At 39.6% G+C, this 25,422-nt stretch carries 28 protein-coding genes; 8 read left to right on the plus strand and 20 right to left on the minus strand.

Features of this window, described 5'->3' with window-relative positions; translation table 11 throughout:
• Window positions 1–4 precede the first annotated feature (4 nt).
• The 20 genes from ACYQ3A_RS08805 to ACYQ3A_RS08900 all read right to left on the minus strand — a co-directional run bounded on the left by ACYQ3A_RS08805 (window position 5) and on the right by ACYQ3A_RS08900 (window position 18,923).
• On the minus strand, window positions 5–634 hold the full coding sequence (locus tag ACYQ3A_RS08805) for a tetratricopeptide repeat protein (protein WP_459896934.1): 630 nt from the start codon (window positions 632–634) through the stop codon (window positions 5–7).
• A 35-nt stretch (window positions 635–669) separates the two neighbouring features.
• Complete coding sequence (locus ACYQ3A_RS08810) at window positions 670–1,554, minus strand: hypothetical protein (RefSeq protein WP_459896935.1); 885 nt, start codon at window positions 1,552–1,554, stop codon at window positions 670–672.
• Entirely contained in the window at window positions 1,529–3,625 is a 2,097-nt protein-coding gene (locus tag ACYQ3A_RS08815) for an urea transporter (RefSeq protein ID WP_459896936.1), read from the minus strand. The genes ACYQ3A_RS08810 and ACYQ3A_RS08815 overlap by 26 nt, the downstream gene beginning before the upstream one ends.
• Window positions 3,622–4,977, minus strand: a complete 1,356-nt coding sequence (locus ACYQ3A_RS08820; RefSeq protein WP_459896938.1) for an alanine racemase — start codon at window positions 4,975–4,977, stop codon at window positions 3,622–3,624. The genes ACYQ3A_RS08815 and ACYQ3A_RS08820 overlap by 4 nt, the downstream gene beginning before the upstream one ends.
• 48 nt (window positions 4,978–5,025) lie before the next feature.
• The gene (locus ACYQ3A_RS08825) at window positions 5,026–6,054 is read right to left on the minus strand and encodes an ATP-grasp domain-containing protein (protein ID WP_459896939.1); all 1,029 of its coding nucleotides are present in this window, start codon (window positions 6,052–6,054) and stop codon (window positions 5,026–5,028) included.
• Window positions 6,047–6,298 (minus strand): HPr-rel-A system PqqD family peptide chaperone, encoded by a 252-nt coding sequence (locus ACYQ3A_RS08830; RefSeq protein ID WP_459896940.1) that lies wholly within the window; start codon window positions 6,296–6,298, stop codon window positions 6,047–6,049. The genes ACYQ3A_RS08825 and ACYQ3A_RS08830 overlap by 8 nt, the downstream gene beginning before the upstream one ends.
• Entirely contained in the window at window positions 6,298–7,104 is an 807-nt protein-coding gene (locus ACYQ3A_RS08835) for a DUF4405 domain-containing protein (RefSeq protein ID WP_459896942.1), read from the minus strand. The genes ACYQ3A_RS08830 and ACYQ3A_RS08835 overlap by 1 nt, the downstream gene beginning before the upstream one ends.
• 11 nt (window positions 7,105–7,115) lie before the next feature.
• Window positions 7,116–8,432, minus strand: a complete 1,317-nt coding sequence (locus tag ACYQ3A_RS08840; protein ID WP_459896943.1) for a DUF2202 domain-containing protein — start codon at window positions 8,430–8,432, stop codon at window positions 7,116–7,118.
• A gap of 271 nt (window positions 8,433–8,703) precedes the next feature.
• Window positions 8,704–9,756, minus strand: coding sequence for a hypothetical protein (locus ACYQ3A_RS08845; protein ID WP_459896945.1), 1,053 nt, complete (start codon window positions 9,754–9,756; stop codon window positions 8,704–8,706).
• A gap of 163 nt (window positions 9,757–9,919) precedes the next feature.
• Window positions 9,920–11,035, minus strand: coding sequence for an ATP-binding protein (locus ACYQ3A_RS08850; protein WP_459896946.1), 1,116 nt, complete (start codon window positions 11,033–11,035; stop codon window positions 9,920–9,922).
• The gene (locus ACYQ3A_RS08855; RefSeq protein WP_459896947.1) at window positions 11,032–12,345 is read right to left on the minus strand and encodes a sigma-54-dependent transcriptional regulator; all 1,314 of its coding nucleotides are present in this window, start codon (window positions 12,343–12,345) and stop codon (window positions 11,032–11,034) included. Before ACYQ3A_RS08855 ends, ACYQ3A_RS08850 begins: the two co-directional genes overlap by 4 nt.
• A 44-nt stretch (window positions 12,346–12,389) precedes the next feature.
• Window positions 12,390–13,433 carry a nitrate- and nitrite sensing domain-containing protein gene (locus ACYQ3A_RS08860; protein WP_459896949.1) on the minus strand — a complete coding sequence of 348 codons (1,044 nt, stop codon included), beginning with the start codon at window positions 13,431–13,433 and terminating at the stop codon, window positions 12,390–12,392.
• Window positions 13,434–13,602: 169 nt separating this feature from the next.
• Window positions 13,603–14,397, minus strand: coding sequence for an LpxI family protein (locus tag ACYQ3A_RS08865; RefSeq protein WP_459896950.1), 795 nt, complete (start codon window positions 14,395–14,397; stop codon window positions 13,603–13,605).
• Window positions 14,394–14,816, minus strand: a complete 423-nt coding sequence (gene nusB, locus ACYQ3A_RS08870; protein WP_459896951.1) for a transcription antitermination factor NusB — start codon at window positions 14,814–14,816, stop codon at window positions 14,394–14,396. The genes ACYQ3A_RS08865 and nusB overlap by 4 nt, the downstream gene beginning before the upstream one ends.
• A complete protein-coding gene (gene ribH, locus ACYQ3A_RS08875) occupies window positions 14,813–15,274 on the minus strand; it encodes a 6,7-dimethyl-8-ribityllumazine synthase (RefSeq protein ID WP_459896952.1) in 462 nt (153 codons plus the stop codon). The genes nusB and ribH overlap by 4 nt, the downstream gene beginning before the upstream one ends.
• An 8-nt stretch (window positions 15,275–15,282) precedes the next feature.
• A complete protein-coding gene (gene fabK / locus ACYQ3A_RS08880) occupies window positions 15,283–16,251 on the minus strand; it encodes an enoyl-[acyl-carrier-protein] reductase FabK (RefSeq protein WP_459896954.1) in 969 nt (322 codons plus the stop codon).
• Between the two features lie 27 nt (window positions 16,252–16,278).
• Window positions 16,279–17,220: a beta-ketoacyl-ACP synthase III gene (locus ACYQ3A_RS08885; RefSeq protein ID WP_459896955.1), complete on the minus strand. Its 942-nt coding sequence runs from the start codon at window positions 17,218–17,220 to the stop codon at window positions 16,279–16,281.
• On the minus strand, window positions 17,210–18,223 hold the full coding sequence (gene plsX / locus ACYQ3A_RS08890; RefSeq protein WP_459896957.1) for a phosphate acyltransferase PlsX: 1,014 nt from the start codon (window positions 18,221–18,223) through the stop codon (window positions 17,210–17,212). The genes ACYQ3A_RS08885 and plsX overlap by 11 nt, the downstream gene beginning before the upstream one ends.
• The gene (rpmF, locus tag ACYQ3A_RS08895) at window positions 18,224–18,403 is read right to left on the minus strand and encodes a 50S ribosomal protein L32 (protein WP_459896958.1); all 180 of its coding nucleotides are present in this window, start codon (window positions 18,401–18,403) and stop codon (window positions 18,224–18,226) included. It abuts the gene before it with no gap.
• A gap of 1 nt (window position 18,404) precedes the next feature.
• Complete coding sequence (locus ACYQ3A_RS08900) at window positions 18,405–18,923, minus strand: YceD family protein (RefSeq protein WP_459896959.1); 519 nt, start codon at window positions 18,921–18,923, stop codon at window positions 18,405–18,407.
• A gap of 124 nt (window positions 18,924–19,047) precedes the next feature.
• Here ACYQ3A_RS08900 and ACYQ3A_RS08905 point away from each other — a divergent pair, with 124 nt between their 5' ends.
• The 8 genes from ACYQ3A_RS08905 (at window position 19,048) to ACYQ3A_RS08940 (ending at window position 25,421) form a co-directional block, all read left to right on the plus strand.
• Window positions 19,048–19,596 (plus strand): SurA N-terminal domain-containing protein, encoded by a 549-nt coding sequence (locus tag ACYQ3A_RS08905; protein ID WP_459896960.1) that lies wholly within the window; start codon window positions 19,048–19,050, stop codon window positions 19,594–19,596.
• Window positions 19,597–19,716: 120 nt separating this feature from the next.
• A complete protein-coding gene (locus ACYQ3A_RS08910; protein WP_459896961.1) occupies window positions 19,717–20,568 on the plus strand; it encodes a peptidylprolyl isomerase in 852 nt (283 codons plus the stop codon).
• 126 nt (window positions 20,569–20,694) lie between these two features.
• On the plus strand, window positions 20,695–21,345 hold the full coding sequence (locus ACYQ3A_RS08915) for a methylenetetrahydrofolate reductase C-terminal domain-containing protein (protein WP_459896962.1): 651 nt from the start codon (window positions 20,695–20,697) through the stop codon (window positions 21,343–21,345).
• 2 nt (window positions 21,346–21,347) lie between these two features.
• Window positions 21,348–22,235: a methylenetetrahydrofolate reductase gene (locus tag ACYQ3A_RS08920; RefSeq protein ID WP_459896963.1), complete on the plus strand. Its 888-nt coding sequence runs from the start codon at window positions 21,348–21,350 to the stop codon at window positions 22,233–22,235.
• Window positions 22,236–22,243: 8 nt separating this feature from the next.
• On the plus strand, window positions 22,244–22,927 hold the full coding sequence (uppS, locus tag ACYQ3A_RS08925; protein WP_459896964.1) for an undecaprenyl pyrophosphate synthase: 684 nt from the start codon (window positions 22,244–22,246) through the stop codon (window positions 22,925–22,927).
• Entirely contained in the window at window positions 22,924–23,676 is a 753-nt protein-coding gene (locus tag ACYQ3A_RS08930) for a phosphatidate cytidylyltransferase (RefSeq protein ID WP_459896965.1), read from the plus strand. Before uppS ends, ACYQ3A_RS08930 begins: the two co-directional genes overlap by 4 nt.
• The gene (gene hypE / locus ACYQ3A_RS08935) at window positions 23,673–24,662 is read left to right on the plus strand and encodes a hydrogenase expression/formation protein HypE (RefSeq protein ID WP_459896966.1); all 990 of its coding nucleotides are present in this window, start codon (window positions 23,673–23,675) and stop codon (window positions 24,660–24,662) included. Before ACYQ3A_RS08930 ends, hypE begins: the two co-directional genes overlap by 4 nt.
• Complete coding sequence (locus ACYQ3A_RS08940) at window positions 24,663–25,421, plus strand: ABC transporter permease (RefSeq protein ID WP_459896967.1); 759 nt, start codon at window positions 24,663–24,665, stop codon at window positions 25,419–25,421. It abuts the gene before it with no gap.
• Window position 25,422: the final 1 nt, after the last annotated feature.

Consider the following 25,422-nt stretch of genomic DNA (forward strand, 5'->3'; position numbering starts at 1 on the left):
CAGGTCATTTTGTACTTTCAATTAATTTTAGATAATTTTTGGCAACTGTATTTTCTGGATCGAGAATGAGAACATCTTCAAACAACGATTTGGCATAGGATTTTTTGTCCTGATAATAAAGCGAAATTGCAAGTTCATTCAGAAAGTTAACATCCGTTGGGTAGATCGAGAGCATCTTTCTTGCCACAGCTTCTGAAATGGAAAATTTCTTCAGGTTTCTCAAAGCGATGCAAAGTCTCAGATTACCATAGTAATTATAGTAGTCAATCTTTAATACTCGATACATCAGCGGTTCAACATCACTCCATCTATTCTGTGCCATAAAAGGAAGAGATAACCCCAGCATTGCTTCAACAGATGAAGGTATAGCTTTAAGAGCTTTCTCATAGTGGTATTCTGAATTTGCATACTTTTGCATCAGATAATAAAGCCAGCCCAATCTCAGATTAACTGTATAGCCATCAGGGTAGTTTTGATAAACAGGCATTAAGGCCTTTATAGCATCTTCGTAATCTCTACTCTTTTCATAAAGGTAGGATTTTTCGTAAGCTTCCTTTATTTCCTTGTAAGTCATAGAATGGGCAAAAGAGGTAAAAGAAAATGCTAATAGAATTAAAAATACGATATGCTTCATATTCCCTCCTAAATGGGGCAGAAGCCCCATTAAAACTAAAATCTATAACCGATGGATATTGTTCCAACAGTTTGAGTAACGTCATCCCCTTCTTCGCTGTACTTGTTTACGCTAACATCTAAGGCTACTCTTAAACCGTTGTTGAAAGTATAACCGACTTCTCCGTAAACACCCCCTTTGTACTTCTCCGCCAGGTTATAGACTACAAAACCTCCGTTTTTAACTGCAAAAATCTGTTGCCCTGCCCATCCACCAACTTTGACATCATAGTTACCGTAGTAGTATCTGAGAGCTGCATCTAAGGAGTAATAGTTATCGTTTCCGATTCCGATCTTATCTGCTTCATCAACGTGGATGTAGTAACCCGTAACATCGCAGTAGAGGGCACCGTTTTGAGAGTCTGAGAAAAGCTTAACTGTAGTGTGGGGATTTAACTGGAGAACGTAAAAGTCTATAGTATTGTCATAGTCTGAATAGTAAACACCAATACCTGCATTCCACTTAAGAGCATAAGGATAGTGCTTTTCTGTCTGGAAATAAGTTCCATCAAAAAAGAGGGTATAACCACCATCTGTTAAGTCGTCATCACTATTTATGTAGTGACCACCAAAGGTAAACGTGTGGTTTTTCACGATTCCATTTGTGTTGGAATAGACTGCTGTAAAATCGGTCTGATTGAGGTTAGACTTATTCTTGTACTTTATGTATGTGTAGCCCACTCCGAGCTGTACGTTGTTTTCAATCCCATCACCAATGCTAAGGTAACCTGTTGTTGAATAACCGTAGTCCTTAACATCTGAACCGCTATAGTTGATGTAGCTTCCGTAGAGAGCTTCATAACCGGTGACTTTTAAATCTTGAGCCTCAGCTCCTAAGGTACCAAGAGCAAAGACACTACACACCAGAAGCAGTTTTTTCATGATTCCTCCTCCTTTCAATAATTATCTTTTCTCCTAAGAATATTTTCTCAAATCCAAAATCGTTTGAAATCTTTACCCAAGCTCTTAACTTTTTTGAAGGCAAAACTATATCAGATTTAATTATTTCCTGAGAGGTACACATGCTTTTTACTTTTACCTCGAAGAGATCATGATTAAAAGAGGATAAAAAGAGGTAAATTTCCCTTTTCAACTTAGAAGAAACTGTTATCAATGGTAGATAGTCTTCCCAGAAAATATTTTCCCTGCAAATAAGAGGAATCTTTGGAGCTGCAAAGAAAATGTACTTCAGAGGAGAGTTTAGATCTCCTTCCAAGTGATAGAAGTAGAAAGTGGAATTCTTTATCCCAAAGTACAGCTTTGCACTTCCATCCGTCAGGTAGAAAGTTCCATCTGATGCCATCTTTACAACAGTTTTTAGCTCTTTTACTTTTTCTCCTTCTCTCACTACAAATTCCATACTCTGATCTATAAGAAGGTTTAGCCTGTTGTAAAGGCTTTTATCAGGAAAAACAGGTTCAACTATCTCTTTCTCTCTCGGGGTTCCAACGTCCTTGAATAGATTCCTGGAAATGTAAGAGGAGAAACTAAAAGGAACTGTGGGAGCTCCAATATTTGGAAGAAGCTGAACGTGAACATGGATGTGAGGTTGAGGAGAATAACCAGAGTTTCCGCAAAGTCCTAAAAGAGTTCCCTTAACAACATAATCTCCAGCTTTTACCTTTATTGAATTCTGCTTAAAGTGGCACAGAAGTACGTAAAAGCCTCTCTTATCATAGATGAGAACGTAATTCCCCCAGTTATTTTCTCTATCTGCCAGGCCAGGGGGATTATCTGGAAGAGAGTTAACTACTGCCACAACCTGACCCTCAACGGGAGAAAGAACCGGTTTCCCAAAGGCATAGTAGTCTGTGAGATAGTAACCATTGTTCTTGTGGGTTTTCCCTTTTTCGTCTGTTATCACAAAGTCAACTGCATATTTCCATGCTCCCTTATGGGTCCATTCTCCATCAAGGGACTGCCAGACTGTCCATTTCCCGGAGAAAGGAAGATTTATCTCTCTTCCAGTGAAGGGAAACCTTTTAGAAACCGTCAGATAGTAGTCAAGAGTCCTTTCAGGCGTCCCCTTATAAATCTTTGTAACGTAAAAGTAACTTACCGAAAGGAGAACATAGAGAAGAAGATGTGTTGTTGCATTGAATGGAAGTGCAAAAACTGGAAGTCCATAGCTTTCCCAGAAGACTTTTGCTCCCTCAACAACAGGAACTGAAAGAACTGCTGAAATGATGGCAAACTTATAACTTCTCAAAGAGGGAATGAGAAAAACTCCACCTATCGCCATTGATGTTAGAATGTAGTTAAAAGCAGCAGTGTCGGTAAAAGCCTGATAGAGAGACCCAGAGAAAAGAGCTTTAGTTATAACTCCAGATAGATAACCCATTACTGAAAGAAGAGCGAGAATCCTTGAAACTGAAAGTAGAAGAAGGAAAATGACAATTCCTTCAAATGCAGTAGGCATAAAGAAAATAGCACCCAACGATTTAAAGTAACCATCAAGCACTAAAGGTAGGTTTACAGAAATTAGACTTTGAAAGTGTGGATAGTGTGGATAGAGACTACCTACAAAAAGGTTAGAAAATTTCAAAGAAGCTAAGTAAAGAAGAGAACTTACTATGACGAAAGGAACGCTAAGAACAGGGAGTTTTAGGTAGTAAGAGAATAGACTCGAGAGAGTGTAGGTAAGCAGGAAGGTAAGAATTCCGGCTATTGAAAAGAAGAAAAGGCTCAAGAGGTTAACCTTAAATAGATAACCAAGAGAAAGTCCTACAAGAAGTGGATTGTAAATATAGTAGTCAAGCCTTAAGAACTCATCTTTAAAACCGATAAGCCTTGCAAAAATGTAGGCTGAAACTACCGCCGTAAAGCCACCAATTCCAAGATTTGGATTTATAAAGGTGAGCAGGAGGAGAATAGCTCCTCCCACAAAATTTGAGTTAAACAGAACTGCAGAGTAACTCTTTAAAATTGGAAGAGCATACCTTTTGACACTCATTGCAACTTCAGCCTCTCCGGAAGTTTTTCTCTTCTAACAATGTCTGACAGGTCTTCAGCCTCACGAATGAGGTCAATCTCTCTGTTTTCTCCAATCAAAACTACAGCAGGTCTGTAGCGAATGAACTGCATCCACTGTGTAACGTTGTAAGCTCCAACTGGTGAAAGGATCAGTCTTGTTCCCCTTGGAAGAGGTGGAAGGTAGGCTAAATCATCAACCACATCTATGTTCATACACAGAGGACCATAGAGAATGCACGGCTCTGTTGGTCCCTGAACGTCTCTGTCTATCTCTATGTTGAAGTGGTACCAGAAGGCTGTAAAGAGGATGTTTACTCCAGCATCAAGGACATAAGCTTTCCTCCCATCTGGCATTCTCTTAGCAGCATGAACGGTTGTGATCAAATAGCCAGCTTCGTCAACTATAGCCCGTCCACTTTCAATTATGAGTTTTGGATAGTCTCCAGGTCTTAAACTGGAAAGAAGAGCATTACAAACTCTTTCTGCAAACTCATCAATTGAGGGGACCGCAACATCCGGTGGAAGATATATTCCCTTTAGCCTGTTTTTTGAAGGGAAACCTCCTCCAATGTCAATGTATTCAATCTTAAAGCCAAACTCATCTTCAATTTTGTAAGCAAATTCAACCATTTTTCTGGCTTCGTTCTCATAAGCTCTCGGTTCCAAAATAAACGTTCCTATGTGGCAGTGAAGACCGTTAAGTTCAATTTTTCCACCTGAGGCGATTCTCTTTACAGCATCCCATGCCTGACCGTTTTCAAGATTAAAGCCAAATCTGGTCCATTGAGGATGAATTCCTGTATCCATATTGAGCCTTATCCCAGCCTTAACCTTTACCCCAAGCTCGTCAGCAACTTGTTCAAGGTCTGCTATCTCCTCAAAGTGGTCAATGTTTATCCTTGCTCCTTCAGCAGCAGCAACTCTCAGAGACTCAATTGGCTTGTAGGGACCGTTGTAGATTATCTGATTTCCCTCAACCCCTAGTTTCCTTGCTTTCTCATACTCGAACTCTGAAACAACCTCTGCAGTTTCTCCTTCGCTGTGAAGAATTGCACAGATTGCGTCAAGGTAGTTTGTTTTATAGGACCAGCTAAATTCAACGTTTGGATACCTTAGAGTAAATGCATTCTTGATCTCCCTGAACTTCTGACGGAGTTTTCTCTCAGAAAAGACAAAGAGGGGAGAGCCAAACCTCTCAACGAGTTCTTCAATAGGTACTCCTTCAATCTCCTTTCTCACTTTCTTTCTGTAGGCTGGCGCAAATTTTCCAAACTTATTCATCAATCCCGTTCTCAATTTAAAGATTACAGGCTTTTCGTATGTTTTTTTCATTGTCTTAACCTCCATTAATCAATCTCCTAATCTTCTAACCATCCAGCATCACCCTTCGCCTCTTGTCACAACCTTTTGAAATTCAGACATGTCCGTTACAAAATCGTCTGTAAACCTTATATAGAGCTTTCCAGCTTCATAGTCCCAATTCCTTTCAGGTTCAATTCCAAGTGCTACCTTCAGAAGCCTTCCCGGAAGGTTTACTCCAACGCCAGTTGCAAAGTAGACCCATGCAGGGAACCTTGGATTCACTTCTATGAGGTAAATGTCTCTATCGTTAACTATACACTCAAATTCAAATGCCCCTCTCCATTTAAATTCTGAAACAAACCTTTCAGTGGCAGAAAGAAGCCTCTCATTTCTAACAGTAACTCCCGTCCAGATTTTTCCAAGGCTTGTAATCCAGAGCTTCTTTATTCCTACAAGGCCAAAGTGGCTTCCTTCTCCATCTCCTACTCCTACAACGTTCATCTCCTCACCGGTGACAACCTGCTGGACAATTATTGGATAGCCCCACTCAGCAACTATCGAGTTGAAGTAAGACGTAGCCTGGGCAATGTTAAAAGCCTTGTAAGCTTTGTAAAAAATTCCCTTTATCATAACGGGAAAACCAATCTCTTCTACTGCTTTAGTCAATTCTTCGTACGAGGTAACAATCCTCGTTTCGGGGACTTTTACCTCTATTCTTTCTGCAATCTCAGGTAATCTGTCCTTTCCCCTCAGCTTAAACTGTTCCTCTGTGGGAAGAAATGTTTTAATTCCGTAGCTTTCAAGAAGTGAAGCACCTTTAATAAAAAGGGGAAGCTCGGCATCAAGGGCTGGAATTACAGCATCAAGACCATAGGTTGTCTTTATGTAGAGAAGCCTTTCGATAAAAGGCTCTTCCCCCTCAGAAGGATAGGGCATGATAAAACTCTTATCTATAAGCCACTTCATGTATATCCCGGGCTCCATAGCATCATAGGCAAGTCCAAAGATAGAAACCTCAAGACCACTCTCTTTTAATCCCTTTGCAATTCCAACTCCGGGACCGGGATTATCGACTGCGTTTATTCCAGAAACTGCAACCCTATACATTTTGTGCCTCCACCAATCCGTAAAGCCTGAGCTGTTCTAAAAAGTCCACCAGATCCCTTTTTGCTTCATCTTCACCAATTTCAAACTCTTCTGTGAGCGCTTTTACTATCTCTTCTTCGTTTTTCCCTTCCTTGAGGAGTTGGATTATGAAGATCCCTGTTTTGTTTACTGTATAACTATTTCCCGTTTCTGGATCAAATATGAACCCTTCATCGTTGATTGCTAACCTTTCAAGTTTTCCCATTATTTACCCCCTTGAAGAATTTCAAGTATTTGATAGGGATACTTGCCGTTTTTGAAGGCTATATCTCTCAACTGCTGGTTAAGGTCTGCAACAATTCCATGCTTTTTCAATATTTCAAGACACTCCTGAGGAGAAATCTGGAGCTCCTGACAAACCTCTCTCAAAGTCAATCTTCCCATTCCTGAGCCGGGCTGGAAGCGGAGTTCCTTTGCTTTCTTTGATGCTACTGAAAGAATTTCGTAGATCCTTGCTGGAGTAGTGTTATTCTTTGCTGCAATTTCTTTGAGGATCTCATCTGGAGACTCAACCTTTATTCCTTTTGACTTAAGAACATCAATTGCCTTTTGGGGGGACAATCCAACTACTTTAGCAACTTTCTTAAGAGGGAATAGCTCAGCATGGGGTGCTGGTGGCATGGTTTTTGGTTTGGGCCAACTATTCTTTATCCTATCCCCAACATCCATAACCGTTCTGAAAGGAGGAACGTTGGCAATAGTTCCGACAACAACAATAAGAGTAATAATGGTTGTTATGAAAAACTCCCTTGAGGTGAGGGTTCCAACTTTTCCTTTCAGGTAGTTAACAATGCTATTCCAGTTTAGAATGACGTGCCAGATACCAAAGAAAATCATCAGGAACCCAAAGATCGTATGAAGACTATCCCACTGATCCTTGTCCAGTCCTAAGAATCTCCAGCCAGTCCAGTAAGCAACCCTTCCATGGGGCATGATGTAGAGAACGATTCCACTGATCGTCATTGCTATAAGAGTGTAGAGTAGAAACAGGCTAACATATTTTCGTAGCATCACTCCCTCCTTTATGGGCATCTTCTGATTTTATATTCCAAGCCTTTAGAAAGATTTTTAATCTGACAAGCCATGTAAGTATTGGAAAGGTTTAATCTCTTCCAGGTTGGAGGGGTAAATACTGTAACTTCAAGAGTGTCCCCCACTGAAATGTTCAACTCTGGAAATCTGAAAGCAGGAGCAAGATAGACCTTAATTTTCCCGTTCTGGGTTTCAAGCTCGGCCACCCACCAGGTTATGTTCTTTCTTCTGATTCCTGGTTCCTGGTTAATAGAAATAACTTTTCCCGTCATGACCTGACTTTTCCTGAAAAGCACGCTGGAAGTTGTAGAAGCTGAAGAAGTTTTGCCCTTAATGGTCATTCTCCTGCACCATCTTCTCAAACTTGAGAAGTCGTAAACTGCTCCTGTTGTTTTATCCTCAACTCTGCACGCCATCAATCCGTTTATACCTTTCACTACCCAATAGGGAGGGGTAAAACCTGTAACCCTTATCTCATCCCCTTTATTTATGTTTATTGTTGGGTACCACCAGGTAGGAGCAATTCTTACTTCAACTGTTCCGCTGTCTGTTTGAACATCTATTGCCCACCAGGTAATGTTCTGTCTCCTGAATCCTGGTACTTTCCTGACGTTGACAACAGTTCCTGATATTTCGTTACCCATACTCATCTGAGTTCCTGATGAATCGTAAAATCCTGCTTCATGCTTAACCGAAAGTATCTGATTGAATTCAGAGGTTGAAATGTACTGAGGGGTATAGTCGCTACCGTACCTTCTTAAAACTCTGACAAAAGCTCTCATGTGGTTTCTTGAGCCTTTCATTAAGTTCTGATAAACAACCCTGATATCCTCGTTATCAGTTCTTCTAAGAGCTTCTTCAAGGTCTTTAATGTCAAGATCTTCTATTGTAGCTCCCACTTTCAATGCGTCTATCAGAGACTTCTTTCCCTTCTCCACAAGCTGTTTGTAGAGCTCCTGAAGCTTTCCATCCTTAAACACTCCTACTTTATTACCGGTCTCTGAAACAGGATCTGAAAGGTTATACTTTTTGAGAAGAAGACCAACCATTTTCATATGCTGCTCTTCAGATTTAGCGATGTTTCTAAATACTGGAAGTGGATAGTACTTTGATAGGGTTAGATAAACATCCCTTGCAAGTTTTTCCTCTTCTCTCATGTAAAGCAGGTCTTTTATCTCTTCCTGGCTAAGAGACTGCTTTGGAAGGTTTTGAATGTAGTAAGCACCGTATGTTTGCGGTGTGGCTCCAGCTACCGGTGAAGTAAGAAAAAGCAGCAATACTGAAGAAAGTTTCAGTACCTTTCTCATGTTCTACCTCCTTTATTAAGTTTTCCTTAATTGAAGAACTTACATCAATACCGAGATAAATTCTCCATTTGTAAGGTCTGCATTACCCACATCTTGAGAATTTTTTCCAAGCAAATTTCCCTTTTTAAAGGAAAACACAGAGAGTTTTTAATTTTCAGAAGAATGTGGCTAATGTATAGCCAGCAAGTAGAGTTAGAAATAACCTGCGGAAAAGGGTGGGCTCAATCCGCCCACACCCAATGTTCTCAAGTTGTTCCATCTTCTACTATCACTATGTTAGCGTTGCATTCTCCTCAGAATGCTCTGTTTGTTCTGTTTCTTCTGTTTCCTGGTGTATTGTTGAATTCTCGCTTTGTTCTACACTTTGTTGCGTCTCCACGGCGGTTGTGTTCTCAGCACTACTGTGTTCAAACTCCTCTGTTTCTGTTTCTTGATGTTCAGTTGAATTTTCGTTGTATTCCAACTGCTCTTCTTCCGTAGCATTCTCTATCTCTTCTTGGTGTTCATTTTCCTCTTCATGGGAATTGAACTTTTCTAAGAGCTCCTGTAGATGCTCTTTCCATTCTTCTTCTTTTTCCGTAGCATTATAAGAAACTATCTTTTCTTCTTCAAACTCGTTGTCTTCATCATTATCAAGTTTACAGGAAACAGAAGCAGTGGAGTTTGTCGGATCCATATCAACTTCTACAGTTCCAACTTCATCGTGGTGGATTCTCATCCTGATTTTGTGCTTTTCTTTTATCAGTTCTTCCAGTGATTTATCATCATCTGTGAGATATAGTTCTGTCCCGTTTGTGTCAACAACAGTAACATTCTCAATATCTACATTTCCAAGATCAATTTCCGTAGCATTCCCGTTAATATCTCCTCCAAGAGCATGAATTAAAGCCCCAATATCATCAGCAAGAGTTTCATTGTTATCTGCCAAAGCCAGAGGAGTAACAACAATTACGTCCGTCGTATTATCGGCAAGAGCAGTGTTATAGTCCGTCTCACCAATTTTGATCTCATCTCCATTCTGGTCTTTAACATAGAGAGCAACTTGAGTAATACTCAGATCTATACTTGGAGGAACCTGGAGAGAGAAAGTTCCATTGGCATCTGACTGAGCACAAATCTTTTCTCCATCGTTATTTGTTAGTATATTACCCTCTGCGTCTTCAAGACAAACTGTTGCGTTGGCTACAATGCTTGCATAAACACCACCATCTACACTCCGATACTCTGAACTGACATCTGCACTTCCTGAGGTTCCTCCACCTCCACAGCCTGACATTGCAATTGAAATAGCCATAACAGATACTACAGCAAAAAGCTTTTTCATAATAAAATCTCCTCCATTCAGTTTTCTCTCAACTTTGATATTAAGCAATTCATGTGCCAAATTTGAGAAAACGAAAGGAAGCTCGGTAACTCAGATTTAGTTCGGACACACTCGGAAAAATTTCCGAATCTACTCTATATAGTCGGAAAAGTTTCCGAATATCCTAAGAGATGGGAATGGAGACTTTGAAAACTGTCCAGCCGTCTCTGACAAAGGCTTCTATCTCTCCCCCATGAGCTTCTGCAACTCTTTTAGCATTATAAAGTCCAAGACCAAATCCTTTTTCCTTTGTTGAACGGAAAGGTTCAAAAAGCTTTGTTGAAGGTAACTTCCCCCCACTGTCCATTATGTAGAAGGTGTAATGGTTTCCTTCTTTCTTTCCTAAAATTTTTAACGCCTTCTTTTCACTATCTTCAAGGGCTTCAATTCCATTTTTTATAAGGTCTATAAGGAGAGAGGAAAATTTTTCAGGGTCAAGTTCAACTTCTGTTTTCTCAACTTTTGTTTCAACATCTATTCCCTTAGTTTTTAGAAGTTCATCAAACTTTGAAACAACATCTTTTATAAGAAAGAAGATATCTGTTTTTTCCTTGGAAAGAGTTATCGGTTTTCTTAAGTTCGCTGTCTCTTCCACGTATTTTCCTAATTTGTCTATTTCTTCACGGAGCTTTTGAAGATAGGTTTCGTCAAAGGAGCTCCCCAATCTGTACACCAGAAGTCTTAGAACATTAAGACGATTTTTGACTTCATGGATAAGAGAGTGTATCACTAAATTTATACTTTCAAGCTTTTCTTTTTCCTGTTTTTCTCTTTCATAAAGAATTCTTTCCTTAAAGTATTCTCTTACCAACCATACTGTAACAGCTGTAAACAGAAGGCTGAAGAAAAGAAGAGATATTAAAACGTAGGAAAGATGTTTGTTGAACTCTCTAACATAAGAAAAATCAAAGTATAGAGTAAAGGAAAAAGGTTGAACTTTAAAGGATTCTTTAAAATACTCTTGAGAAATATCTGAACCAGGAATTATTATTTCTCTACCTTCAAGTTTAAAAGTAGCTCCTTTCAATAATTTTGAGTTTTCCATATATGAAGTCAGAGCTTCTACAGGATCACCTCCTCCTGCTATTGTTCCTTCAACCACAGACTTAACACGAGAAGTTTCTTCTTTTATTACAAACAAGTAAAACCCGTTAAGTTCATTACGAAGAAAATAGATGTTTGAAATAATGGCAACAAAGAGAATTGTTAATAAAGAGGCTGGAAAAATCAGTTTTCTCATATCCCGTACTTTTTCCTTTTATACCTCAAGGATTTTTCGTCTATACCAAGAAGTTTAGCTGCTTTAACTTGAACGTAATCACTCCTCTTTAAAGCTTCTTCTATCATTTTTTTCTCGAATTCAGCCAATTTCTCAGGCAGAGGTTTTGAGAAATCTATCTCATTGCAGTGATTCTCTTTCTCTTTTAGATCTGTAAGGTCTTCCGGTCTTATTTTATCCATACTTGTTATAACAAGCCTGTGAATGAGATTTTCAAGCTCTCTAATATTTCCAGGAAAGGAATAGCTAAGAAGTATATGAAGAGCTTCTGGGGTTATTTCTACTTTTTTATTGTACTTTTTCGAAAACTTCCGAAGAAAAAATCCAGTTAGTTCCAAGATATCTTCAGGACGTTCTCTTAAGGGAGGAATTCTTAACGTTAAAACATTAAGCCGATAGTAAAGGTCTTCCCGAAAATCTCCTTTTTTGACTAACTCCCCCAAATCTCTGTTTGTAGCTGCAACTACTTTCACATCAACTTTTTTTGTCTCCGTTCCTCCAACACGCCGAACTTCGTTTTCCTGAAGAACTCTTAAAAACTTTGCCTGTAAATTCAGAGGCAATTCTCCCACTTCATCAAGAAATATTGTTCCTCCGTCTGCTTCTTCAAAAAGTCCGGGTTTCGAGCGAAGAGCTCCAGTAAAAGCACCTTTCTCATAACCAAAAAGTTCACTTTCAAAGAGTTCGGAAGGGATTGCAGCACAGTTAACGGAAACAAACTTTCCTTTTCTACCACTTTCTTTGTGGATAAATCTTGCTATCAGTTCTTTACCTACTCCACTTTCTCCCAATATCAAGACAGGAGCTTCTGTTTTAGCAAAGAGAGAAGCCTTTTCGAGGAGCTCCTCCATTAACTTAGAAGCGTAAATTATTTCCCCATCCTTTTTGGGAATCTTTCTCAGACTTGCAAGCTGACAGGCTTTATCTATAAGATTTATTAGAACTTGTGGATCAAAAGGCTTGGTAACATAGTGAAAAGCTCCTGCCTTTATTGCACTGACAGCATCTTCAACGTTGCTAAAGGCAGTTATGACTATTACTTCAATTTCAGAATGTTCCTGTTTTAGCTTTTTAAGAAAAGTTAGTCCATCCATACCTGGAAGTCTTACATCTGTAACAACAACAGCAGGAGAATTTTTCGCAACCGTTTGTAGTCCCTTTTCAGCAGTAGAAGAAGTAAAAACCTCAAATCCAGACTCTTTAAGTATCTCCTTTAGGAGCTCTCTCTGAATATCATCATCTTCAATTATTAAAACTTTGCACTTTTCCATCTAACCATAAACTCGATTTTTTTACATTGAAATCCAATAAACTTTTACTTGACTATAGTTTCCTTATTTTTTAAGTTTACGGATCTATAAATAACAAAGCTCACTATCAGAATTAGAACAATTACAATAATAGAAAAGGTTAGAGTTAGTATCAAGCTCTTCTTAGCCTCAGCCTTTACAGTTTCTATGTCTGATATAAGAGTCTTTGATATGTAGTCTTCTACTTTCTTCATCAGATTAATCTTTTCCGTAATCGTGCTAAACCAGTAATCTGGATTGATGTTAAATCCACCTTCAAAAGGATTATTAGAAGCTATGCTTTCCATCCTTTCAACTTCCTCCACTACCTGTCCTTTCAATGTGTGATCATAGAACCTAATAATCTTGTCAGGAGCTATAAGTTTAAATGCTTTTATAAAGGCTTTCTGCTCAGCTTTCAAAGTAACATATTTTTCAAATAACTCCTTCGTGAACTTATCTTCTGCAAAAGCAACAGACAAAATAGCTCTTTCAAGTCCCATTTTTTCCTTTGCCAGAATAAGATCAGCATATGCTGTAAGTTCTCTGGTTATTTCCGCTTTGGAACTGAGTTTAGCAATAGAACCTATAACTTCAATTAGGTCATCGTTAAGCTTTGTATAGAACTTTACTGCTTCATCCATAGATATTTTCAGTTTATCAACCTTATTTCTTACTTCAATAATAGAATTCAGGTCAGACGAGATAACATTTTTTATCAGATCTCTGGATTTTTCAGGTAGTGAGGCTAAATACGTTTTACCAACAAAATCTTCCAAGTCTGCTATCTTTTTATCAGTTAAAATTCTCTGTTCCTGAAGCTCACGCTTAAATTCTCTTCCACCACTTCCAAGAAAACCTGCTGTTCTTCCCCTTTCTTTTTGCAACTCATGGATAACAGCGGAAATCTTCGTGGATAAGTAGATGCTCCTTTCGAGAGATTCTGCCTTTTTGTATTGTTTATAGCTGTTAATAATCAGAATAGCTGCAAACATACATATAGCTATTAGAGGTACAATTGACAAAACTAAAACTTTTCTTCTCAAGGAAGATGTTGAAGCAGATTCCACCGTCAACCTCCTGGTAGAGATTTTGAAATTGAGCAATGCAAATTTTACAATTTTTAAGATTATTAGATTAACCAATAATTATCCTGATTCAATACATGATAGTATAGTGGGATACTTAGAGTACTATTCCTCTCAACAGGAGTTTATAGTTCAAGTTAGATTAGCCAACTTAAACTGCCACTACAGTTATTTTATATTTTTCGGCAATTCTTTTAACCTGTTCTTCGCTTAAGAGATAGGTTTTCCCTGCCTCGAAGAAGAGAGCCTTTCCTCCAAGTCTGCCAATTAGTTCAACTGTCTCAGGTCCAACCGTGGGAACGTCAACTCTCATATCCTGATTTTTTCTTGCAGCTTTACAGACAACAAAACCTCTTCCAGAGAGCTCTGCACCTCTCTCTATGCACCTGTTTGTCCCTTCTATTCCTTCAACGGCAATAACTGTTTTATCCTTTACAACCACAGTTTGACCAATATCAAGAGATGCAATCTCCTTTGCTATTTTCATTCCGAATTCTGCTTCCTTCCTGAGCTCGTCTGTAAATTTTCCGGAGATTACACTAGATTCAGGAAGAAGATGGGACAGGTATTCAGTTGGATCGATAACCTTTACTCCCACTTTTTCAATTTCTGAGATTATCCCATTTATTATTGTTTCAGGCTTTCTATCCCTTAGAGAGGCCAGAAAGGTTAAAGCCTTTAAATCAAATCCACTCAGGGAAATTGCACTTCTGTGCTCAACTTTCCCAAGAATTGCTATTTCTCTTATCTCCTTTTTTTTTAGTACCTTTAGAAATTTACCGAGTTTGAATGGCTTTATCCAAATAACTTTGTCGGAATATTTCTCCACTTCAGGATTTGCGATTCCTTCAAGGGCAAAGGTTACAGTCTCTATACCTTTATTTCTTGCAGATTTCAGAAATTCTAAAGGAAGCTCTCCCTTCCCGGCAAGGAGTCCAACTTTCATGAAGTTTCCTTACTCTTTGCCACTTTGTCAAGAATGGCGTTTATGAACTTTGGAGATTTTTCATCTTCACCGTAAACTTTCGCAAGATCTACAGCATCGTTGATAACCGCTTCTACTGGAGAGAAATTTTCTTTCAGGATCTCGTAGGTGGCAACTCGTAGAATAGATCTATCCATTGGCATAAGCCTTGAGATTAGCCACCCCTTTTTCAGGTATTTTGAAATCTCCATATCAACGTTTTTAATATTTTCAACGGTCTTTTTGAGAAGGTATGTTGCCATCTGTCTAATCTCTTCGCTCTCTTTGTTATCTTCCCAGTAGTTGAGAGCGATCTCTTCTGGAGGAAGTCCTCCGATGTCATACTGGTACATCATCAGGTAGGCGTGTTCTCTTGCTTTTTTCTTGTCCCTGTTTGTCATTTGATCTCCCTCAGGAGATTGACCATTTCAATTGCAGAAAGGGCAGCTTCCCAGCCTTTATTACCAGCCTTTGTTCCGGCTCTATCTATTGCCTGCTCCACAGTGTCCGTTGTGAGAACACCAAAGGCAATGGGCTTTTCAGCTTCGAGGGAGACATTGGCAATTCCTTTGCTGACTTCAGCAGCAACGTAGTCAAAATGAGGAGTTTCTCCTCTTATCACAGCACCGAGAGCAATAACAGCATCAAAATCCATCTTTGCAAGCTTCTTTGCAACAAGAGGAAGTTCAAAAGCGCCTGGAACTTTCACTACAGTTATGTCCTCTTCTCTTCCTCCATGCCTTACGATGCAATCAATCGCTCCCTCAAGGAGTCTCTCTGTTATAAAAGAGTTAAACCTGCTTACAGCTATCGCGAACTTTATCCCTTCAGCTTTTAGCTTACCTTCAACAATCCTCATCTTTTACCTCAAGCTTTTATTCCTTTTTCTCCACCAAAAAACTTTTCACAGAGCTCCTTCAATCTCTTCTCAGCTCCTTCCATAATATCTTTGATAATCTCCTCAGCGGTTTCCTCTTTATTAACATATCCAACAACCTGACCAGCCATTACGGAACCCCACTCAACGTCTCCTTGCTCTGCTGCAAGTCTTAGACGGCCTCTTCCGAGCTCCTCGAGCTCTTCCTTTGGAGCTCCAGAGAATTCGAGCTCTGCGAACTTACGTGTAAGTTTGTTTTCAATAAGTCTAACAGGATGGCCTGTTGTGATTCCGGTAACAGTTACCTGATTGAACCTTGCCTTCAGAATTTTCTCTTTATACTTAGGATGAACATTACACTCCTTTGCAGCTAAGAATCTTGTTCCGACCTGAATTCCTTCAGCTCCGAGAGCAAATACAGCAGCAGCCTGCTCGCCGAGGGCAATTCCACCAGCAGCAATAACTGGAATGTTTACAGCTCTAACAATTGAAGGTATTAGTACCATTGTTGTTAGCTTTCCTATGTGCCCTCCTGCTTCCATTCCTTCAGCAATTACTGCGTCACAACCAATCCTCTCCATTCTCTTTGCAAGGGCATCACTTGCAACAACAGGAATAACCTTTATCCCCTTTTCTTTAAAGGCAGGAATGTACTTACCAGGATTACCAGCACCTGTTGTTACAACAGGAACTTCTTCATCCAAGCAGACCTGAATTATCTCTTCTGCGTTAGGCATCATAAGCATTATGTTAACACCAAATGGCTTGTCCGTTAGTTCTTTGCATTTCCTTATTTCCTCTCTCAGCTCATCAGCACTTCTATTTCCTCCTGCAATTATCCCAAGTCCTCCTGCATTTGAGACAGCAGCGGCAAGCTCTGCATCGGCTATCCATGCCATTCCACCCTGAAGTATTGGATATTCAATTCCAAGTATTTCACAGATTCTTGTTTTAATCATCAGTTAGTCCTCCCCTCTGTGAGCTTTCTAAATCCTCAAAATACATGAACCCCAAGTAAACCCTCCACCAAAAGCAACCAAAAGTACAAGATCTCCCTTTTTCAGTCTGCCCTCTTTTACCGCTTCATCCAGAGCTATCGGAATAGAAGCAGCACTTGTATTTCCATACCTATCAAGATTGATAAAGATCTTTTCTTCATTAATTCCAAGCCTTTCTGCTACAGCCTTTATTATCCTGACGTTTGCCTGATGAGGAATGAGAAGTTTGATCTCTTCTGCAAGAATACCCGATTTATCCAGCACTTGCCTTGCAGACTCAACCATTGTTCTGACTGCCACCTTAAAAACTTCATTTCCCTTCATTCTCACATAAAAAGGATACTCCTCATTTGAACCAACAGACGGAACATAGAGAAGGTCTCCATAGGAACCATCCGCTCCCAAGTCAAAACCTAAAATACCTTCATCCTCTTCCCTTTTCAGCAAAACAGCACCAGCACCGTCGCCAAACAGGATACACGTGGTTCTATCTTTCCAGTTGATTATCTTTGAAAATCTTTCAGCTCCGATAACAAGGGCTTTGTCAATTTCTTTAGCTCTCATTATGGAATCTGCAACGTAAAGAGCGTAAATGAAACCTGTGCATGCAGCGGATATATCAAAAGCAATAGCCCTTTTGTTCTCTATCTTTGCCTGGACCTTGCAGGCTGTTGATGGGAAAAATGCATCTGGTGTTGCTGTGGCAACGACTATGAGATCTATATCTTTGGGATCTCTTCCTTCAAGGGCTCTTACAGCTGCTTCTGTTGCAAGGTCTGAGGTTGTTTCTCCTTCGCTTATCCGCCTCTCTCTTATCCCTGTCCTCGTTGTTATCCATTCATCAGAGGTTTCTACCATCTTTTCAAGATCAAAATTTGTAAGAACCCTATCCGGCAGAAAAGAACCTGTTGAAACAACTTTAATTCCCATTTATCTTCCCGTACTTTCCGATGTTTTCTTCAATGTGCTCATTCAGATGAGATTCAGCAAACTGTGAGGCCACTTTTATGGCATTTTTAATTGCTTTTGCATTTGAACTTCCGTGAGAAATTATAACAGGCGCTTTTACACCTAAAAGGGGAGCTCCACCCCACTCTGCGTAATCTATTCTCTTTTTAAAACTTTTTATGGCCGGTTTTAGAGTAATCGCTCCAATCCTTGAGACAAAGTGACTCTCTATCTCCTCTTTTAAAATTTCTGCAAGGATTTTGGCAAGACTTTCGCTGAGCTTGAGAGCAACGTTTCCAACAAAGCCATCGCAGACGATAACATCAAACTTTCCAGAGTAGATGTCTCTACCTTCTGCATTTCCAACAAAGTTTAGCCCTTTTTCCTTAGCAGCTTTCAAAAGCTGATAGGTCTCTTTCGTTAAGTCGTTTCCTTTTCCTTCTTCTTCTCCAATGTTGAGAAGACCAACCTTAGGATTTTCTTCTTTTAAAACATATTTTGCGTAAGCCTCTCCCATAATCGCAAACTGGAGAAGGTGAATGGGTTTACAGTCAACGTTTGCACCAACATCAAGAAGGAAAGTTTTACTTTTAAGGTTTGGAAGAATTGTGGATATGGCAGGTCTTTCAACACCTTTCAATCTACCGAGGGTAAAAAGAGAGATTGCCATTACAGCACCGGTATTTCCGGCACTTACAAAAGCATCTGCCAATCCTTCTTTTAAAAGTCTTGTACCAATGTGAATGGAGGAATTTCTCTTTTTCAGAGCTCTGGACGGCTGCTCATCCATTGAAACCGATTCATCGGCATGTACTACTTCAATCCTTTCAGCCGGGAAAGAGTATTTTGAAAGCTCCTTTTTTATTCTGGATTCATCACCAACCAAAATGACGTTAATTCCATAATCTTTTGCAGCCTGAACTGCGCCCATAACTGGAACATGGGGGGCATGGTCTCCCCCCATAGCATCCAGAACCACTTTCATTTACTCTTCTACCTCAACTACAGTCTCTCCTTTGTAATACCCGCAGTACTTACAAACCCTGTGAGGAAGCTTAGGATTCAAGCAGTTTGGACATACAGAAATAGCTGGGTTCTTGGCTTTCCAGTGAGTTCTTCTCTTGTCTCTCCTTGTCCTTGAAACTTTCCTCTTTGGAACTGCCATCTCACTTCTCCTTTTCTTTAAGTTTATCTCTAAGTGCTTTCAACTTTTCCCAGCGTTTATCTGTCTTTTTCTCTATAACTTCTTCCTTCTCAACAGAGATTTCCGGTACCTCACAAAGCTCGTCACACAAAGGCTTTACCGGAAGGTTGAGAAGTATCTGCTCCTTTACCACTTCTGCAAGGTCAAGGACATCGTTGTCGGAGAATTTTATATCAAGATCGGCAGCTTTTATCTCACCACCGGATATTTCTGAAGTTGGCATCAGCTGGTAATAGAAGTTTTTCTTTATCTTCTCTTTAAACTTCTTATTGCATCTACTACAGATGAGCTCAACCTCACCCTCTATCTTGCCGTAGACGTCATATCCAACTGGCTTCCTGTAAACCTCTATGTGAAGCTTAAATGGAGTAGAAGACACTACTTCCTCTTCCGGAAGCTCTAAGATAGACGGCTGAATCTCCGTATCAACTTTTATAGGCTCTCTCTGTGTAACTTCGTTAAGGTTAATTCTCCTTTTCATCATAACACCTGTGATAAGATTGCTCCAAAATTTGTTTGGTAAAGTTATGCAGAGAATCCTCACTTTGCAAATTGTCGAGAGTGCTAATAAGTTTATGCTCAAACCTAAAGCTTTGGAGGATTTTATGAAGAAAACTCTTTTAGCTCTATCAATTGTGGCAGTTACCTTTACTTGCGCCAGTGCAGCAGATAAAGTCTTGGCAAAAGTAAACGAAAAGTCAATCACAGAATCCCAGCTTGAAGAAGTCTTGAACAGATTACCAGCAAACTACAACTCTGTCAAGAATAATCCTCAATTCAGGGAACAGATATTGAACACCCTCATAAATCAGGAGCTTCTTTACCAGGAGGCTGAAAAAGAGAAGATAGAAAAGGACAAAAAAGTTCAGAAGCAGATTGAAGAAGCAAAAAAACAAATAATTATCAATGCTCTCCTTGAGAAACACCTGAAAACAAAAGATGTAAAAGTTTCAGATGAAGAAGCAAAAGCTTTTTACGAAAAGAACAAAGCTCAGTTTACAGATGCAAATGGTAAGCAGGTTCCATTTGATGTTGTAAAACCGTTTATAGTTCAGACCTTGGAACAGCAGAAGAGGAAGGAAGCTTTTATGGCAGCTTTCAACAAGTATATTAATGAACTCAGAAAGAAAAGCAAAATAGAAATAGTAAAATAATTTACTTGCCACCTATGAAAATTTCCCCTTTTTAAGGGGAATGTAAGGGGTTTGTTGAAAATTCCCTTTGAAAATGGGAGAACATAAAAGGTAGCAAGTTAAAATAATGTGGAGGAGCTGATGAAGAGGCTTCTTATCCTTATTTTGATGCTGATCTCCTTTTCTGCTCCATCTTATGGAAAGGTGGTTGATTATATTGTTGCAGTGGTCAACGGTCAGCCAATCCTTTATAGCGAACTCTTAGAGTACGCAAGAAACAACAGGATAAGAGATTTAAGGGTTGCCAGAGATTCTCTCATAGAGAAGAAAATACTTCTCACAGAAGCCGAAACTGAAGGTCTAACTGTTTCAGATAAAGAGATCAAGACTGCTCTTGAGAACTTTATAAAGAACAGCGGTTTCAGGTCGAGAGAGGAATTTGAAAAAGCCCTTGAAAAAGAAGGTTTAACTCTCGATGACGTGAAGGAGAAGCTAAAGGAACAGCTCATTGTCGCAAAACTCATAGGAAGAAACGTTAAGTCTAAGATTCATATCACAGATATTGAGATTGAAAAAGTCTGCAGAGAAAGACAGAGCAAACCTGTCAGGGAAGTTTACTACATATTTGTTAAGGACAAGGTAAAAGCAGATAAGGTTATGGAGTTCCTCAACTCCGGCGTTCCTTTTGAGAAAGTTGCAAAAGAGTACTCTGAAGACAGAGCAACTGCCGAGAAAGGAGGTTATATTGGAAAAGTAACAAGGGGAGTTCTCATAAAGCCCCTCGATATAGCCGTCTGGTCAACAAAGCCGGGAAATTACAAACTCGTTCAAGGAAAGAACGGTTACTACATCATCTATGTGAAAAGTGAGAAGGTTGAAGGGTGTGATAGAAATAGAATAAGGGAAGAGCTTTACACACAGAAATTCCAGAAAGCTCTTAAAGATTACGTAGATTCATTGAAAGCGAAAGCGAGTGTAAAAGTTTATTTCTAAAATTTTTAATCTTTTAACTAATGGGGTCTGTGGGCACCCTTTATTTTTGTCACAAAGCAGTAACTTCTTTTCGATTGGCAAACACCATAAATTTTAGGTTTTAGATTTTTAGACCAGGGGTGGAAATTGGTTGTAGTAAAACTCAAACCTCTCGAAGAGATATTAAAGGTTTTAGAAGGATTCAAAAAGGTATTTATCTTTGGCTGTGAACTTGGCTCTGGAAGGTGTAAAAACGGTGGGCTGTGGGAAGCAGTAGAGCTTGGAAAAAAGCTAAAAGAACAGGGCTTTGAGATAACAGGAATCAAAAGTCCTGGAGGAACATGTATCTTAGAAAGGATTTCGTTTCCCGGAAGGGAGCTTGTAAAAGAAGCGGAAAAGAGCTCAGAAGTAATTATCTCCTTAGCCTGTGGAGCTGGAACTCAACTTATTGCCGAGAATGTTGATATACCTGTTTTGACAGGAGTTACCACCCTTTTTATAGGTGCAGAGAGAGAAGGAAAATACTTTGACGAGTACTGTATTGCCTGTGGAGACTGTATCATATCCGAAACTGGTGGGATATGTCCTATAGCAAGGTGTCCAAAATCTCTTACCAATGGTCCCTGTGGTGGTGCTATAGATGGAAAGTGTGAAGTTGATCCATCCATTCCTTGTATTTGGTATCTAATTGCAGATAGAATGGAGAAAATTGGAACACTGAGAAAGCTTAAAATTAGAGCTCCTTTTAAGGATTACAGGAAATCTGTCTATCCAAGGAGTCTTGTTGTGGAGGAATAACTTTGAGCTTTTCTAAGAAACTGAGGAACGGAAAGTTCATAATAACGGCTGAAGTTGCTCCACCAAGGGGAACCGACTGGAAATCTGTTATTGAAGGCATTGAACCTTTGAAAGGAAAAGTTGATGCTTTTAACGTTACAGATAACCAGCGTTCAATGGTCCGGATGTCTTCTCTTGTAATGTCGAAGCTCCTTCTCGATTCAGGGTTTGACCCGATATTTCAGCTTACCTGCAGAGATAGAAACAGAATTGCGCTTCAGTCGGAACTCCTCGGTGCGGCAGCACTCGGAATAAGAAATATCTGCCTGATGACTGGTGATTTTACAACCCTTGGAGATCAGCCAGACGCAAAACCTGTTTTTGACATCGATTCCGTCCAACTTATAGAGCTTGCAAAGAAACTTGAAAGTGGAAAACTCCTCAATGGTAAGGAAATTAAAGGAAGTGTGGAGTTTACAGTAGGAGCAGTCTATAATCCCTTTGCAGGTCCCAAAACTTTGCAGGAGTGGAAACTTAGAAAGAAAGTGGAAGCGGGAGCAGAGTTCATCCAGACCCAGCCGGTTTACGACATACGTGTTGCAGAAGAGGTAAACGATTTAATTGAAGCTCTGGGAGCAGTTCCCATAATAGGTCTCCTTCCTGTAAAAAGTCTTAAGATGGCAAACTTCATGAAAAAGCTTAATCCAACCTCTGTTCCTGATAAGCTGATTGAAGGTCTTGAAAAGGCAAACGATCCAGCCCAGTATGGCTGGGATTATGTCATAGATATTGCCCACGCGATTGCAGAGTTTGGAAGAGGCATACACTTTATGCTGGTCGGGAAGACTGCTGAACTTGCAGCATTTATCGACTACCTACGAAACGATAGTCCATATAACCACAAGTTTTAGGAGAAGTTATGAACGTTCCTGTTCACGTTGGCATAATAATGGATGGAAATGGTAGGTGGGCCCAAAGGAGAGGTCTTCCCAGAATAGAAGGGCACAGAGAGGGGGCAAAAGTAACTGAGGAAATTGTCATTGCTGCAAGTGAAATGGGAATAAAGTACCTTTCTCTATATGCCTTTTCCACAGAAAACTGGAAAAGACCCAAAGAAGAGGTTAACTTCCTATTCCACCTTATGTATGAATACGTTAAAAGTAAGCTTTCTCTTTTTCTTGAAAACAACGTACGTTTCAGAGCAATGGGGAGGTTATGGGAGCTTCCTGATTACCTTCAGGAAGGATTTAAAGAGATAGAGGAAAGGACTGCCCATTGCGATGGAATGGTCGCAGTCTTTGCGGTTAACTACGGTGGAAAGCAGGAAATTCTTGATGCTGTCAATAGGGCAATAAAGGCCGGAGAGAAAGAGATTACTGAAGAAGTCCTGAGGAAATATTTCTACATACCCGAGTTACCTGATATTGATCTCCTTATAAGGACAAGTGGAGAGTTGAGAATTTCAAACTTTCTCCTCTGGCAATCTGCATACACGGAGCTCTGGTTCACAGAAACCTTGTGGCCAGATTTCACAGAAGAAGAGTTTAAAAAAGCTATAGAAGACTTTAAGAGAAGAGAAAGACGGTTTGGTGGTATCAAATGAGAGAAAGAATAATTGGAGCAATTCTTGTCGTTCTTTACGCTATCTTCATGGTTGTCTCTCCCTACAACTTTTATGTCTCTCTCGTTTATCTTCTTGGCGTTGGGATGGTTTCGGAGCTCTGTAACTTCACAGGGCTCAGAGACAGCAAAACTTCTGTAATAATCATCTTCTCGATTCTTTTCTTTGTTGGTGTTCATGTTTCACACCTTTCATTTCTTCTCCCTACAGCAGCCATGATCTTTCTCTTTGGATATTTCGTAATCATTGAAGGAAAGGTTCCAGATAGGTTTCTGGCAATTGCAGGATTTTTCATATACCTTCTCATTGGAACAGTGGCTATTGGCAAACTCTCAAAGAGCTATTTTGTTCTGCTTCTGAGTATAGTCTGGTCTGTTGATACATTCGCTTATCTCGTGGGGAAATATTTCGGTAAAAGAAAACTGATTCCAGAAATAAGCCCCAAAAAGACAGTTGAAGGAGCAATAGGAGGAGCTGTTGGAGGAGTTATAGTCTCGTCAATCATTGGAGAATATTTGGGTATTTTTGAAGTTTCATTACTTACAGCTTTTTCTCTTTTTGTTCTAACACTTATTTCTCAGATCGGAGACCTTGTTGAAAGTTACATTAAAAGGATTTTTGGAATCAAAGACTCTGGCACTATAATTCCTGGACATGGCGGTCTGCTTGACAGGCTTGATAGCAGTATTTCAGTTGCACCATTTCTGGTTGTTTTTGGAGGTTTACAATGAAGGTTGAAATTGGTCATGGAAGTGGAGGCAAACTAACAAGAGAATTGATAGAAAATCTATTCCTTAAATATTTTTCTTTTCCAGAACTAAGGTCTCTACAGGATGCTTCTTATCTTCAAACAGAAACTGGCAAAATAGCAATAACAACAGACTCCTACGTTGTCAGCCCCTACTTTTTCCCAGGTGGAGACATTGGGAAGTTAAGCGTTTCTGGAACTGTAAACGACTTAACCGTTAGTGGTGCAGTTCCACGTTTTATATCTGTGGGATTTATCCTTGAGGAAGGACTAAAGTTTTCAGACCTTGAAAAGATTGTTGAAAGTATGGCAGAGACGGCAAAAAAAGCTGGAGTAAAAATAGTTGCAGGCGATACAAAAGTTGTAGAAAAAGGAAAGTGTGATGGTCTTTACATAAATACAACCGGAATAGGAGAAGTTGTTAAACCTCTTTCCCCAGAGTTTGCAAAACCCGGAGATGTTGTAATTATTACCGGTTTTATTGGTGATCACGGAATAGCAATATCCCTTGCAAGAGAGGAGTTTGATGTTGAAACGGGAGTTTTAAGCGACTGTGCTCCTTTGAATTCTCTTTTGGTTCCACTTTTCGACGTAAAAGGATTGAAGTGGATGAGAGACCCTACAAGGGGTGGACTTGCCACAGTATTGATAGAGTTTTCTGAAATGTCGGGACTTGGAGTCAGGCTCTATGAAGAAAAAATTCCTGTCAGAGAGGAAGTTCAGTTTGTCTGCGAGATGCTTGGATATGATCCTCTCTATCTTGCAAACGAAGGAAAAACTGTAATTGTGGTTGATAGAGAAGATGCTGAAACTGTTCTGGAAAAGCTCAGAGCTCATCCCCTTGGAGAAAATGCAGAAATAATTGGAGAAGTTACAGACGAAACAAGAGATGTCCGTCTTGTTACTTCTATTGGTGGAGAGAGAAGGTTGGAGCTCCTCGAGGAAGACCCACTCCCAAGGATATGCTAAATGTTAGGACACGAGCTTACAATCATTCTCTTTGCCTATCTTTTGATAATTGCTGTTGTTCTCTTTGATATAAAAACAGGCATTGGATTCTGGAAGGATATCCTCGTAGCTTCAATTCTCTCTATTGTTCAGTTAATTGGAATCGGATTTGTAATTCTTTTCCTCTTGAAGTTAAAGCTTGAAAGTCTGAATCTTATATTTGTTATCCTATTTTTTATAAATGCATCCCTCATAGCTCTTAGAAGGTTTCAATTCAAGACTTATAGCAAGTTGAAAGGCTTCTTAATTATTCTTTTCTCGATTTCTACCGTATCAACTATCTCTCTTCTTACTCTCTACACTGCTGGAATTCTTCACCTTAAAGCCAACAGTATCATTCCACTGGCAGGAATAATTGCAGCGGCTGGAATGAGAAGTCTTTCCCTTTCCTTCAGTTACTACAAAACAAGGCTCAGGGATCTGGAAGAGATAATTCTTGGAATGGCTGCCCTTGGTGCAAGTGATATAAAGATCTTCAAATTCATATTTAGAGAGTTGATTCTTGATATCACCGCTCCAGTCAGAGATATGCTGAGATCTTCGGGAATAGTTCACATACCTGGAGTTATGGTGGGTCTCCTCATTGCGGGTATATTACCTGTAAAAGCTGCTGTTATTCAATTTGCTATTCTTTCTACAATGATTTTTCAGTTTACCTTTGTTCCAACAATAACACTCTTTTTACTGGTGAAACTCTATGGATTAAAAATCGAGGTGTGAG

It is taken from the genome of Desulfurobacterium crinifex (genome assembly GCF_054656775.1).